Annotated in this window: 10 protein-coding genes; 5 read left to right on the top strand and 5 right to left on the bottom strand. The window is 62.6% G+C overall.

Annotated features, from left to right (window positions below):
- Nucleotides 1-315: 315 nt before the first annotated feature.
- Both ACTNFJ_RS08310 and ACTNFJ_RS08305 read left to right on the top strand, forming a co-directional pair.
- On the top strand, nucleotides 316-2967 hold the full coding sequence (locus tag ACTNFJ_RS08310; RefSeq protein WP_435907569.1) for a helix-turn-helix transcriptional regulator: 2652 nt from the start codon (nucleotides 316-318) through the stop codon (nucleotides 2965-2967).
- Nucleotides 2968-2988: 21 nt separating this feature from the next.
- Nucleotides 2989-3591 (top strand): hypothetical protein, encoded by a 603-nt coding sequence (locus ACTNFJ_RS08305; RefSeq protein WP_435907570.1) that lies wholly within the window; start codon nucleotides 2989-2991, stop codon nucleotides 3589-3591.
- Nucleotides 3592-3628: 37 nt separating this feature from the next.
- Here ACTNFJ_RS08305 and ACTNFJ_RS08300 read toward each other — a convergent pair whose 3' ends face one another.
- A complete protein-coding gene (locus tag ACTNFJ_RS08300) occupies nucleotides 3629-4111 on the bottom strand; it encodes an ATP-dependent zinc protease family protein (protein ID WP_435907571.1) in 483 nt (160 codons plus the stop codon).
- A 25-nt stretch (nucleotides 4112-4136) separates the two neighbouring features.
- On the opposite strand from ACTNFJ_RS08300, the gene ACTNFJ_RS08295 reads away from it, so the two are divergent.
- Complete coding sequence (locus tag ACTNFJ_RS08295; RefSeq protein WP_435907572.1) at nucleotides 4137-5366, top strand: RimK family alpha-L-glutamate ligase; 1230 nt, start codon at nucleotides 4137-4139, stop codon at nucleotides 5364-5366.
- On the opposite strand, the gene ACTNFJ_RS08290 is transcribed toward ACTNFJ_RS08295, so the two are convergent.
- Together ACTNFJ_RS08290 and ACTNFJ_RS08285 are read right to left on the bottom strand one after the other, a co-directional pair.
- Entirely contained in the window at nucleotides 5363-6070 is a 708-nt protein-coding gene (locus tag ACTNFJ_RS08290; protein ID WP_435907573.1) for a YceI family protein, read from the bottom strand. The two genes, ACTNFJ_RS08295 and ACTNFJ_RS08290, sit on opposite strands and share 4 nt — an antisense overlap.
- Before the next feature lie 84 nt (nucleotides 6071-6154).
- Nucleotides 6155-8809, bottom strand: coding sequence for an aminotransferase class I/II-fold pyridoxal phosphate-dependent enzyme (locus ACTNFJ_RS08285; RefSeq protein ID WP_435907615.1), 2655 nt, complete (start codon nucleotides 8807-8809; stop codon nucleotides 6155-6157).
- 346 nt (nucleotides 8810-9155) lie between these two features.
- Here ACTNFJ_RS08285 and ACTNFJ_RS08280 point away from each other — a divergent pair, with 346 nt between their 5' ends.
- A complete protein-coding gene (locus tag ACTNFJ_RS08280) occupies nucleotides 9156-10601 on the top strand; it encodes an NAD(P)H-quinone dehydrogenase (RefSeq protein WP_435907574.1) in 1446 nt (481 codons plus the stop codon).
- 107 nt (nucleotides 10602-10708) lie between these two features.
- The gene (locus ACTNFJ_RS08275) at nucleotides 10709-11014 is read left to right on the top strand and encodes a plastocyanin/azurin family copper-binding protein (protein WP_435907575.1); all 306 of its coding nucleotides are present in this window, start codon (nucleotides 10709-10711) and stop codon (nucleotides 11012-11014) included.
- Between the two features lie 216 nt (nucleotides 11015-11230).
- Here the strand turns inward: ACTNFJ_RS08275 and ACTNFJ_RS08270 are convergent, their stop codons facing one another.
- On the bottom strand, nucleotides 11231-12214 hold the full coding sequence (locus ACTNFJ_RS08270) for an LLM class flavin-dependent oxidoreductase (protein ID WP_435907576.1): 984 nt from the start codon (nucleotides 12212-12214) through the stop codon (nucleotides 11231-11233).
- A 28-nt stretch (nucleotides 12215-12242) separates the two neighbouring features.
- Nucleotides 12243-14012 (bottom strand): acetyl/propionyl/methylcrotonyl-CoA carboxylase subunit alpha, encoded by a 1770-nt coding sequence (locus ACTNFJ_RS08265; RefSeq protein WP_435907577.1) that lies wholly within the window; start codon nucleotides 14010-14012, stop codon nucleotides 12243-12245.
- Between the last annotated feature and the right edge of the window lie 67 nt (nucleotides 14013-14079).

Below are 14079 nucleotides of genomic sequence, written 5' to 3'. Positions count from 1 at the left end.
AACCGCGCCTGTCGAGCATCGACAAATCGGTTGCCACACCAAATCAGTGAGGTCTTAGCAGTCGTGGTCGCGGGAATGCAACTTGTCTGCGTGATGCGAAATTGGGGGAAACCTTAGACGTTGTTGACATTTACTCATCGGTGGGTCAGCCTGTAAGTGTTAGAGATGATGCCGTGCTTGGGGGGACGTTGCTGGGCGTAGATTGCGCCCGGGCTGATTTTTTTTTGGGCAGGGGTGGGTGTGGTCGAGGGAGATCTTCAGTCGTCGGGAGCGGGCCACTATCGTGGCCCCACACCAGTTTTCGACACATCGGTTTTGGCCGAACGACTCGAATCCGTCATCGAAGCGGTGTCGCAGCCGGGAGCGTCCGCTTTGTTGCTGGGCGAGCCCGGTGCCGGAAAATCGAGGCTCGCGGAGGCGGCCGCCTATACCTTAGAGGCTCAAGAGAACTCGGATTTCTTCGTCACCGTAATGTCGACTCCTCCGGTCGAGACGAGCGGTATCGCTGCGGTATTTGGTTTCTACTTTCCCGAGATTCTTGATCGTGACGGCGATGTTGACTCTTCAGAATCAGAATCAGAATCGCGCTCGCCGCAGGCTTTTGCGACACGCTTGAGTGACGCGATTCACAAACGCGCGGCGGGTCGCGAACCAATTTTGGTCGTGTCAGACGTTCATGCGTATGGGCCGCTTCCCGGGTTCCTGCTTGAGCACCTCGTTCGATCGCGAACACTGCGCATCATCGCTACGGCCCACCGACTTACTGGTGCAGCGAGTCGCATTGGCCGAGATCCTCGAGTGCAGCGGATCGCGATTGGGCCGCTGAGTTTGGAAGAAGCAGATCTCTTCCTATCCCGTCGTCTGGGCGTCGCGCACATTGCAGCGGAGACACTGCGCCGCTGGCACACCGTCACTGCAGGAAACAGCTATGCGCTGGGAGTTTTGGCGCTCTCATGCGAACGGCGCGGAGTGCTTCGACGCAACCGTGGACTGGCTTGGGTGCCGCGCGGTGCGGATGATGCGCCGGAGGAATTCGCGGTCTTCGCGCGAGAAACCTGCAGTGAGACAGAGCTGCGCACGCTGGAGCTCATCGCTCAGGCTGAACCGTTGGTGGAGACTGCGCTGCTACAGCTAGTCGACCCAGGATGTAGTTCCTCGTTGATTGAAAAGGGGCTAGTTCGTACCCGACGCCACCCCAGCGGAGACGTCGCGCTTGAGACGGCACACCCGATTCTCGCTGCCGCGATCCGCGAGCACATGGAGCGGCCCCGCCAGGTCGAGCTCTGCACGCAGCTGTTCCGGGCACTGAACGACGAACGGAGCCACTCGTCACTGATATCCACGCCACAACTGCTTACGCGATTAGTGGTTTTTGGTCTCGACAGCGGGCAAGATTTGCCCCACTCTTGGCTGTCGGAAGCGTTCACGTTTCTTAAAGATGGCGCTGACCCCAGGCTCCTCCTACGAGTCTCCCTCGAGCTCATGGCCAGCCCCGATCCGGAGGAAGCGGCCGTAGTTGCGGTGCGTGCGGCTAGCTTTGCACGACTTCTCGGCGATCATCACCGGCTCGAACTGGCGATTACCGGAATTCGAGGTATTACGGCCGATCCAATGCGTCTCGGTTCTTTGCCCGTGACATTGCAGACACGCCTTCGATTGCTCCTCATTGAGCACGACTTCTGGGAGGGGATGGGGATTGACAGGTTGCTTCTCGACCTGGAGCGTTTTGAGGCTGAGTTGGGCCCGCTTGATGCGGTGGCGCAGGAGATGGTGCGTAGCTCCCGCTTAATCTTGCTGGCATACGACGGGAGGCTGCGGGAAGCCGCAGCGGTGGGACCAGACCCAATGCCTTCATCGAATATCAGTGTTGAGTGGGTGCGCGCCCCAGCGCGAGCGATCAATGCGCTTATCCAGCAGCAAGACGGCCAGCTTGACGATGCAATTCGAATCGCAGGGGACGCCCGTTTGGTGTCCCTCCTCGGAAACCGAGTGTCCGCTGACACCGTGAACCTGCAGGGCTTTTGCTGGTTCTTCGGCTTCTGGGCGAGCGGAAGCAAGGAAGCGGGTCGCCAGAGTCTCGATGAGCTACAGGAGAGCGTCAACGCCGATATCCAGGCAGTAATGTATATTTCTGGATTAGTGGAGTCCGGCTCTGCGCTCTTGGCCGCGCAGGAGGCGCGGTGGAGAGATGCGGCGGATCAGGCCCAACAGCTCCTGGAAGGTCTGAGGCGCTACGACGGATATGGATTGAGGCCCCTGGTGCACGCGGTCCATGCGCTCGCGCTCGCCGCACTGGGGGAACGCGATTTGGCTGTGTCTGAGTTACGTCGCGCGCATCGGGAGCAGCGGGGGGTCTCCCGCGCGGTTGAGGGATTCCGTCGTCGTCTCATCGTTCGAACCATGCAGTGGCTCCGAGTTGGTGACCCGGCTGCTGAGGCGCTGGAAATGGCATCGTGGGCCCGTGATCAAGGTGTGAGGCTAGTGGAACTTGAAGCACTCCACATGGTCGCACTTGAGTCCCGCACACTCGCTCGAAGCATCGAAACCAGGGCTCAAAAAATTGCCGAAGAAATTGACCATCCCATCAGTGACGTGATCGCCAGCCATATTACGAAGATTGTCGCGGGAGCTCACCCTTCCGATGTGGACGAACCCGAAATTCGGCTCCTCTCTGAGTTTGGCCTGTGGGTCCCTCTGCCGCTCTCCGGCGGACTGTCAGCGCGGGAGCGGGAAGTGGCCCTGTTTGCATCGCTCGGGTACTCATCAAGATTCATTGCAGAGCGCCTGCACCTCTCCGCGCGAACGGTCGATACTCACCTCGGACACGTCTATACAAAGGTCGGAGTCGAGGATCGCGACGGGTTGAGGCAGTGGTTCGCAAACGATCGTCAGTTCTCACATCTCAACGGAGAGAATCCAGAAGTAGCAGCGATAACTCGTGACCCGCCGGGGGCCTCGGTGGCCTAGGGCCTCGCATATGATGTGCGCATGGGCGGCGCAGCACACAGCATTGAGACAGCCACAGGTCATTCCTGGCGGGAATGGACGGAATGGCTCGAGGGTCAGGGCGCTTCCACGCTTACGCACTCGGAGTTGGCCCGTTTGGCGCTGGCCCGCATTCGGCAGTTGGAGATCGAGCGGCATGCCGTTACGGGTAAGCCGCTGAACGATGGCTGGTGGGCGCAGACGATTGCCATCGATTATGAACACGATCACGGTTTGCGTGAGGTAGGACAGGGCCACTTGGGCACGTTTGCGGCTTCGGCTTCGAAGACACTACACGCACCACTCGATGAGACGCTCCGTGCGTGGCTCGACGTGATGCAAGGGATTGACGCGGTGGATGGGGTGCCCTTCGCCGAGGCGCCTTCGACGACGGCCACCGAGAAGTGGCGATACTGGCGGGTTTCGCTTGCGGACGGCACCCGGGCGCAAGTCGACATCTCATCCAAAGCTGTCCCAGAGGGGGCTTCCGCGAAATCGGTTGTGTCAGTGCAACACTCCAAACTGAACTCGGCGGAAGATATTCCCCCGCGGAAGATGGCGTGGAAAGAGCTGCTGGCGCGGCTCGAGGACTTCACCAAAGAATGACCGGAGCGCGCTCCGCGATTGGCGCGGCGGTGCGTGGCTAGCGGGTGAGCGCGCGATTCCTGCGGCGGACCGCTGGGCTAGGTTTGCCGCCGAGGTAGGACGCAGCAGGATCCACTAAGAAGCCCTGCCGCAGGGCTTCGCGGCCGATCAGCATGCGGAATACCATCTCATGACGGCTCGTCAGCGTGAACTCGGCAGGGATGCGCCGGCCGAGCAGCTCGATATCCATCAGCACCACGATCCGGTCCTGTGAGTGGCCGGAAGAACTGCGCACCGTGCGTCGATCGTGCACGGGAAGTTCGACACGGAGCTCGTCGTTATCGTTGTGCTGCCAGGGATGCACCGTGAATCGCACCCAACTTGCCCCGTCACGCGAATATTCCTCGACATCGGCGGCGTGCAGCGCAGAAGTCTGCGCACCGGTGTCGATTTTTGCCTTTATATGCGACACGCCGATGTTCGGGAGGGTTACCCATTCACGCCACCCGGTGAGGGTGCTTGAATGGTGAGGTTCGTTCACCCCTCTATATTGGCAGGTACTTTCCGTGAAACTCGCGATTCTCTCGCGCGCGCCCCAGGCATATTCGACGCAACGCCTGCTGGCGGCCGCCGTCGACCGTGGACACCGTGCGCGGGTGCTCAACACGTTGCGCTTCGCGATCGACCTCGCGGGTGATGAACCCGACCTGCGCTATCGGGGCAAGCCGCTGAGCGATTACGACGCGATCCTGCCGCGTATCGGCAACTCCATCACCTACTTCGGCACCGCCGTCGTGCGGCAGTTCGAGCAGATGGATGTCTATACGCCGAACACCGCGAACGGCATCTCCAACGCGCGCGACAAGCTGCGCGCGACGCAGATCTTGTCGCGACACAACATCGCGATGCCCGCGACGGCGTTCGTGCGCAACCGGGCAGACGTTCGCCCGGCGATCGAGAGCGTGGGTGGCGCGCCGGTCGTGATCAAGCTGCTGGAGGGAACCCAAGGCATCGGTGTGATCCTCGCGCCCCAGGTCAAAGTTGCAGAGGCGATTATCGAGACCCTGCACTCCACTCGGCAGAATGTGCTGATTCAGCGCTTCGTGTCAGAGAGTCGCGGGCGCGACATCCGAGCACTCGTCGTGGGCGACCGGGTGGTTGCCGCGATGCGCCGCATCGCCAGCGGTGACGAATTTCGCTCGAACGTGCATCGCGGCGGTACCGTCGAATCGGTGCAGCTCGAGCCAGCCTACGAACAGGCCGCGGTGCGCGCGGCTCAGATCATGGGCTTGCGCGTTGCTGGAGTTGACATGCTGGAAGGCGACGAGGGTCCGTTGGTGATGGAAGTGAATTCCTCGCCGGGGCTGCAAGGCATTGAGAGCGCTACCGGGCTCGACGTTGCTGGCGCGATCATCGATTACATCGCCAGGCAGGTTACGTTCCCTGAAATCGATGTGCGCGAGCGTTTGAGCGTCTCGACCGGATACGGGGTGGCAGAGCTCGTCATGCACGGCGGTGCCGAGCACCTCGGCAAGCCGCTCGGTGAACTTGGGTTGTGGGATCGCGACATCACGGTGCTCACTCTGCACCGCGGTGTCCAGGTGATCCCGAATCCCCGCAAACACGTGGTGCTCGAACCGGAAGACCGGCTCTTGTGTTTCGGCAAGCTCGAGGAGATGCGGTCGATGATTCCCGAGCGGCCCAAACGTCGCGCTCGGGTGCGCAAGCTTCCCAAAGAGATTCAGGCATTGGCCGACGGAGACCGGGTGGATCCGCGATCCGACCAGGGCGACTAACCCCTGCGCGCGACCAACTCGAACTCGACGAAACCGTCGTTCTCGACCGACACGAACCCGAGGCTCGGTGCCTGCACCCCGAAATCGGAAAACGTGATCGGGATCTGACCGGCGATTTCCGCGGTCGTGCCGTCGGTGCGCACCTGCGCGGTGAACGTCACCGGTTGGGTCACACCGGCGATCGATAGTTCGCCCACAAGCTGCTGTTCGACCGTCTCCCCGACTCTCGGTGTCGTTGGCGCGACGACCGGTTCGGTGAGGCGGAAGGTGGCGGTTGGATGCTCCGCGGTGCGCAGAGCAGTATCGCGAAAGTAGCTGTCGCGCTGGGGGCTGTCGGTTGATATCGAGCCCACGTCAACCGTGAACTCAGCCTCCGTCAGCGTGAGTTCGCTGATAGTGAGCGTGCCCTCGACCTCGGAGGTGCGACCGGTGACGGTAACGTCGGTGCCGTTGAGCACCTCGTCGACCCGGTAACCCGCGACCGACCTCGCACTCAGCGTCCAGGTGCCATCGAGGGCTGTAGCCTCTAACGGGGCACCATTTCCCATCGAGAGTGTGCTGTCGTCGGCTGTGAGCAGAGGCGTCTCGGCGGGCGGAGGCGCGAGGAAGTCGCGGTAGATAGCTGGCCCGGCCGTCACGACGAGCGCGCCGATCGCGACGATCCCCACCGCTACCGCGACCGCAATTTTCGTTCGCTTGCTCATCATGCCCCTCCGCCACGCACCGATTCTCGATGCCCACCAGAATGCCGTCTTCCCCCATGAAGCGCCTGGGAAGCGGGTTTCCAGCTATCCCCGGAGCACCCGGAAACCGCGCACGGGATCGTAGCCGTGGATCTCGCGGGTATCGAGCACTGCCATGAAATCGAGAATCTCCGAGGTGATGACCTGCCCGGGTACGAGCACGGGGAACCCTGGAGGGTAGGGGGTCACGAACCCGCCACTCACCGGGATCTCGCCGCGATCTACTCGCTCGCGCAGTTCGGCGATCAGCACGTGTTCAACTGCCGCACGCCGCTGACCTTTGAAGAAGGCCGCGCGCATGTCTCCGTCAGGCAGCTGGCCGTCGGTGGAATAGCCAGTGGAGAATGAACTGAAGTCGGGGAGCGGAGGCATGGCCACCTCACCGGGCAGCGGCAGATCGGGATCGCGCTGCGCTTTGTCTTCCTCGAAGCGCTCGGCGAGCTTAACCAGCACCTCAATCAGATAGGCGATCGCGCTGCGCGAGGTACCGATGTTCGTCATGAACAGCACCGTATTGCGGCTGGTCTTATTGACTTGCACCCCGTAGCGATCCATCAGATAGTCGTGTTTAAAGGTGTCGCCGTCGACGCCGGTGCGGCTGATCTCGATGGTGACGCGGCTCGGGTCGACCACAAACTCGTCGGTGGCCCAGGCCTGCCACATGGTTGCGAGGCCATCACGTAGCGGCATCGGGCGGCCTGCTTCGCGGTACTCAGCTGGAATGAGGTCGTGTGCGGTGAGCACTCGAAACGTGCGTCGCAGAAGCGGGTGCCGCGCGACGGCCTGACACAGGCTCGTGGCAAGATCGAGCTGCCGTTGCACCAACTCGAAACCTTCGAGTTCTACCTGCCGTCGGCCGAGGTCGAGCGAAGTGAGGATCTGATAGTTCGGCGAGGTCGTCGTGTGCGTCATGTAGGCCTCGTGGAACGGTTCCTCGGCCTCGCGCACCCAATCCTGGTCATAGACGTGGATCATCGAGCCTTGCCGCAGTGACGTCAGCGTCTTGTGGGTCGACTGGGTCGCGTAGACACGTATACGCGCGTCTGGGGATGGCACGAGACGCTCGCTGAGCCACACTTCGTCGGGGGCAGGGGTGCCGTCGGCGCCGAACAACCGCTCACGCTGCGTCTGATAATCGGAGGCATGCTGTGAGCTCTTCAGTCGCTCCTCGAGACGCTTCGCAGCGGCCATCGCGGTACGACGTCGGGTCACCGGGTGGAAGGCGGCGAAGGCGAACCACGCCTCGTCCCATAGGAACACGAGGTCAGGTTTGATCGCGAGGCACTCGGCCATCACCCTTTCGGGATCGTAAACGATCCCGTCGAACGTACAGTTCGTGAGCGTTACCATTCGGACTTCGTCGAGACGCCCGGCGGCGCGATAGTCGAGCAGCATCTGCTTGATGCGACTCAGCGGCACCGCCCCGTAGAACGCGAACTCGTTGAGCGGGTACGCCTCGAGATATGCCGGTCGGGCGCCCGTCAGCATGACCGCGTGATGGTGCGATTTGTGGCAATTGCGATCCACCAGCACCACCTCGTTAGGTGAGACGAGGGCTTGGTGCACGATTTTATTCGCGGTCGACGTGCCATTTGTGACGAAGAATGTGTGCTTTGCGCCGAACGCGCGAGCCGCGAGATCTTGTGCCTTCTTGAGCGTGCGCACTGGTGCGAGCAGCGAATCGAGTCCACCCGAGGTGGCGCTGGTTTCGGCGAGCAACAGGTTGAGGCCATAGAAATCGGCCAGGTCGGTGATCCACTTGGAGCCCACGACCGAACCGCCACGAGCGATGGGCAGGGCGTGAAATACGCCGACCGGACGTCGCGCGTGGTCTTGGATCGCACTGAAGAATGGGGTGTCATACAGGTGCGAGATGCGACGCAGTAGCGTCAGGTGCAGCTCGAGGTGATCCTCGCGGCGGAAAACGCGACGAAACCTGCGAGTGAGCGCACTCGCCAAGTCTTCGATGTGAGCGCCGGCCATGAGGTAGAGGTCGAGCTCGGGGCGCAGCGAGGCGAGCGTATCGGCGAGGCCGAGCACGCGCTGAATCATCGCGAGCGAGCTTTTCGCTGAGGCCGGCTGGGTGCTCGATTCAACGCGGGCCAACTCGATAGTCTCTCGCAGATCGCGACTGAGATTTTGCTTGGTGTGCTCGGTGAAGCCTGGCCGCACTACTACCGCGAGGATGTTGGGGTTGGTCAGTACCGCGGCGACCGCGTCGTCGGCGGAAGGGACGATGACGTAGTCGTAGACGAAGGCATCGGCACCACTGCGCAGCTGGCGCACCTCTTGGCGGATCGCATCCCGGTCGGCTTCGGTGGTTTCGTCAACGATCAAAACCTCAAACCGGGATCGGGGGTCGACATCGTCGTCGAGCTCGACGCGTTCTACTTCGTCGAGAAACTGATCCCGGGGGGTCTCGGGGATCGTGCTGCGGCGGATACGATTTACCACCCGGCCAATGCGATCCAGAGCGGCCTGTGTGTCGCCCTTCTGGAGGAGAGTGGTGATTTCAACCACGTAGCGCTGACCAAAACCCGCCCAGTACATTTCAATGGTCTCGAGCGCACGGAGAAGGCGTGAGATCTCACCATCGGCCTCAAGAGCGCTAGTCTCGGGACTTCCGTGGACCAGCAGTTTCACCGCCGAGCGCAGGTACTCCCATGCGTCGCTGCGCATCCGCCAGGTGCTGGAGGGCATTCCGGGGTCGCGCTCGAGACGAACCTCGGTGCTGCCTGACAGCGATTCGCCCGAAGTGGGGGTGACTGCTGCAGTATGTGCACGCTCAGGCGAATCTGTACGCATCGAATCCAGAAGCATCTTTGGCATGGTCCTTCCACGTCGGTACCCAGAAAACAGTCTCGATGGCGATGGGTCAAACGAAACTTTGCGGGTTATACACAGAGTGTACGCCCCCGTGGGGACCGTGTTTGCATACATGCATTCCGGGAAGTGAAGAAATAGTGCCATCTTTCCGCTGAAACGCGCCAACGGGGCCCGAACGCTCATTGAGGGGCGTGGGCGCAGCACCGCCTAGAATTGGCTTATGGTCCAAGCTTATGAACGCAAGCACCGAATAGCCGTTCTCGGTGGTGGCCCGGGCGGGTACGAGGCTGCCCTGGCAGGGGCGCAACTCGGCGCCGACGTGACACTAATCGAACGGTCGGGGGTGGGTGGAGCCGCCGTGCTCACCGACGTCGTGCCCTCAAAGAGCCTCATCGCAACAGCGGGGGCAGCTCGAGCCGTGCGGGAGTCTGGCAACCTCGGCGTGCAGGCGTTCCTTCCTGGCGCTGATGGCAAGCCGATCCGCCCAGAGATCGCACTGAATCTCGCGGCAGTGAACAAGCGCCTTCTCGCCATGGCGGCCGCGCAGTCGGTCGACATGCAGACGACTTTGGAAGAAGCTGGTGTGCGCGTGGTGCATGGCGATGGCCGCTTGGATGGGCCTAACGCCGTACTCGTATCCACCGCGAGCGGCGGCGAGGGCACCGACTTTGATCGGGTCGAGGCAGACACGATTGTGGTGGCTGTCGGGGCGCGTCCGCGTGAGCTCGACTCGGCCCGGCCCGACGGTGAGCGCATCCTCAATTGGAAGCAGCTCTATGAGCTCACGTCTCTCCCCGAGCACCTGATTGTGGTGGGCTCTGGCGTGACGGGAGCCGAGTTTGCAAACGCGTATCGCACGCTCGGCGCCGAAGTCACGCTGGTCTCAAGTCGCGAGCGCGTGCTACCTGGAGAAGATCCGGACGCGGCAACTGTCATCGAGAACGAGTTCAAACGCATCGGCATGAACGTGATGTCGAAGTCTCGGGCAGAATCCGTATCCCGCACTGATTCCGGGGTGCTCGTGAAGCTCGCCGACGGTAGCACGTTGGAGGGTTCCCACTGCCTCATGGCGGTCGGTTCGATCCCGAACACTGTGGGCATCGGTCTCCGCGCCGCCGGGGTGGAACTCACCGACAGCGGGCACATCCGCGTCAACAAGGTTGCGCGCACCGCGGTGCCGTCAATCTACGCGGCCGGCGATTGCACCGATTTCTACCCGCTTGCCTCAGTCGCCTCGATGCAGGGCCGCACGGCCATTATGCATGCGCTCGGCGACTTCGTGCGACCGATCGATCTGCGCAACGTCGCGGCCAACGTGTTCACCCACCCCGAGATCGCGAACGTGGGCTGGAACGAACGCACCCTCGCTGACGCTACCGGCATGGCCCGGTCGGTGCAGTACACGATCCCGTTGAACCTCAACCCTCGTGCCAAGATGATGGGCATTAAGGACGGATTCGTCAAGCTTTTCGCCTGGGAAGCCTCGCGCACGGTGATCGGCGGGGTTATCGTCGCGCCGCGCGCAAGCGAGCTGATCTTCCCGCTCGCTCTGGCGGTCGAGCACCGACTCACGGTCGATCAGGTTGCCTCGGCTTTCGCCGTCTATCCGTCACTCTCCGGCACCATCACCGACGCCGCTCGGGCGATGCACGCGAGCCAGCTGTGATCGGGCGCTTCGGGTCCGCCAGGTTGGGGGGTGGATCGCCCCGCAACACTGCGCGGGCGCTGGTTCGGGGACTTGTGGCGTCGATCGCGGTCCTCACGCTCGGCGCGGTGACTGCGTGTTCCGCGCCGGTGAAGCCCGAGGCGGTGCCATCGGCCGAGGGGATGGACGCAGCGGTTGTTGTTGCGGTGATCGACAATCGGTATGAGCCCGCGATCGTTGAGATCGAGGTGGGCGATGCCGTGCAATGGGTGTTCCAGGGTTCCATGGAGCATGACGTGGTCGCCGAAGACGGCAGTTTCGTGAGCGAGCTCACGACCACGGGCACGTACACCCACGTCTTTGACGTTGCCGGAGAGTTTGCCTACGACTGCTCGATCCATCCCGAGATGACGGGTGTCGTGCGGGTGAAATAGCCCGACCAGGGACTGAGCCCACAAACCCAGGTCGGGTTGGCGACAGCGCAGGATTCGCGGTCTGAGCCCAAAAAAACTGGGTCGGGTTGGCGACAGCGCAGGGTTCGCGGTCGCCGATCCCTGCGCGGTTGTCCACCCGACGAGGCACGGGCAGTGCAGAGCTGAGTGCAGAGCCAGGTGCAAAGCGGGGCGGAGCAGGTCTCAGGGAGCCAGACGCTACGGAGTCGGCGCGGCAACGCGTAGCGAGGCGAGCTGCTCGGCGCGCGTCGGTGCGGCGTGCACGGTCATCAGCTCGTCTGCCTCGGCGTGAGTGGCGAAGGCATCGAGCTCGGCGCGCACGCGTTCTGCCCCGCCAATAGCCGTGTATGTCAGCATTTTGCGAATCTCCTGCGCGGCAGGAGTGTCAAACAGGTGCAGCGCCTCAGCCTCGGTGAGTTCGGTCTCGCGACCTCGCGAGAGGAAACGCCGCACGCGTTCGAGCTCTGTGCGGGCAAAAAGAGCCTCCGCTGCCGCGTCAGTGTCTGCAGCGACGACGTTGATGCCGGCGATGACGTACGGGGAGCTCCGGGTCGGACTCGGCACGAAGTTGTCTCGGTAGTGCCGCACCGCAGCACTGAGCGCCTGCGGGGCAAAATGTGATGCAAATGCGTAAGGCAAACCGAAATGCGCGGCGAGGTTGGCCCCGAACAGGCTTGACCCCAGAATGAAGATCGGCACGTTGGTGCCGCGTCCCGGGTAGGCGTTTACTGCGGTGCGGGGTAGCTCCTCTGAGAGCAGCTGCTGCAACTCACGCACATCGGACGGGAAGTTCTCGGATGCGCTGTGCGAGCGACGCATCGCGCGAAACGTCGCCATGTCGCTGCCGGGTGCCCGTCCGAGGCCCAGGTCTATGCGCCCGGGGTGCAGTTCCGCGAGCATGCCGAATTGCTCGGCGATGACGAGCGGTGAATGGTTGGGCAGCATCACTCCGCCAGCGCCCAGCCTGATCCGCTTCGTATGCGCCGCAACGTGAGCTATGAGCACCGCCGTCGCACTCGAAGCGATCGAGGACATGTTGTGATGCTCGGCGTACCACACCCGCTCGTACCCGTGCGCTTCTGCGGATCGCGCGAGATCGACCGAATGATGCAGCGCCGCAGCAATGTCTCCAGATTCTTCAACGGTGGCAAGATCGAGAATGGAGAGCGGCACACGTGTCATGCCCGGTGCAACGCCGCGCGAGTGCGGGCTATTCCGCGTGGGCAGTTACTTCAAGAAGTAGGTGGCCCGCAGGCACCGTCTGACCTATGGGTGCATCGATGCGAGAGACCACACCGTCGTGGGGTGCGTAGATGGACTGCTCCATCTTCATCGCCTCGAGCACGACCACGAGCTCGCCGCTCGATACCCGTTGTCCGTCTGCCACTGCCAACTTGACGACCGTGGCCTGCATGGGGGCGGTCACCGCGTCTCCGGCGAGACCAAGCGCGGAAGCTCCCTTTGTGCGACGCGGGGCGGGGCCTCGCGTGACGTCTTGGTCGCCTAAGGGAATGAGTCTGGCGGGCATACTCACCTCGACGCGGCGACCCGAGACCTCGACGACCACCGTCTGTCGCTTCGAGTCCTGCCCGAGGGACGCGAGTTCACCTTCCCAGGGCTCGATATCGTTCTCGAACTCGCTCTCGATCCACAGTGTGTAGATGCCGAACGTGCCGTTCTCCGCAGTGAAGGCGGGGTCGCGCACAATCTTCCGGTGAAACGGAAGCACGGTGGGGAGGCCCTGAACCTCAAATTCGTCGAGCGCGCGACGGGCACGTTCGAGCGCTTGCTCACGGGTGGCACCGGTGACGATGATCTTTCCGAGCATCGAGTCAAACGCGCCCGAGATGACGTCGCCCGAAGTAACGCCGGTGTCGATGCGCACGCCCGGTCCACAGGAGGCTTTGAACTGGGTGACCGGGCCCGGAGCGGGGAGGAACCCGTTTCCCGGGTCTTCTCCATTGATCCGGAACTCAAAGGAGTGCCCGTGCGCGACCGGATCGGCATAGTCGATGACGCCGCCCTCGGCGATGCGGAACTGCTCACGCACCAGGTCGATTCCGGTGACTTCTTCGCTCACGGGGTGTTCGACCTGGAGGCGTGTGTTCACCTCAAGGAAGGACACGGTGCCGTCTCTAGCGACGAGGAACTCGCAGGTGCCTGCGCCGACGTAACCGACCTCTCGGAGAATCGCCTTTGAGGCGCGGTACAACTCGGCATTCTGCTCGTCGGTGAGGAACGGCGCGGGCGCTTCCTCCACCAGCTTCTGGTGGCGACGCTGCAGCGAGCAGTCGCGCGTGGAAATAACCACCACGTTGCCGTGCTGATCTGCGAGGCACTGGGTTTCCACGTGACGCGGCTTGTCGAGGTATTTTTCGACGAAGCATTCGCCACGGCCAAACGCTGCCACGGCTTCGCGAGTCGCCGATTCGAAGAGCTCTGCGACTTCGTCGCGCGTGTAGGCAACCTTCAGGCCCCGCCCACCGCCGCCGAACGCCGCCTTGATCGCGACGGGCAGCCCATGCTCGTCGGCGAACTGAAGGACCTCATCAGCGCCCTGCACGGGGTTGAGAGTGCCAGCTGCAAGGGGGGCGCCGACCTTTTCTGCAACGTGTCGCGCAGACACCTTGTCGCCCAAACGCTCAATCGCTTCGGGCGTCGGACCGACCCACGTGAGTCCGGCCGCGATAACAGCCCGCGCGAAGTCGGCATTCTCTGCCAGAAATCCGTAGCCAGGGTGGATCGCATCGGCACCTGAGCGCCGCGCCACTCCCAATATCTTCTCAATCACGAGATAGGTGTCGGCACTGGTCGAGCCGTTCAAGGCGTACGCCTCGTCGGCGAGCTGCGCGTGCATCGCATCACGGTCTTGGTCAGCGTATACGGCGACCGAGGTAATGCCGCTATCAGCGGCGGCACGAATAATGCGGACGGCGATCTCACCGCGGTTGGCGATGAGGACTTTACGAATGCGCGACATGGACTCCAGCTTATTGGAGCGACGGGTCGCGTCGTTGGATATACCCACCAAAGCTTGTGACAAATCG

The sequence above is a fragment of the Leucobacter shiyiweii genome, from assembly GCF_052446065.1.
Lineage (GTDB): Bacteria > Actinomycetota > Actinomycetes > Actinomycetales > Microbacteriaceae > Leucobacter.
The sequence above is the reverse complement of the archived record's forward strand: the minus strand, read 5'-3'. Positions and strand labels throughout refer to the sequence as shown.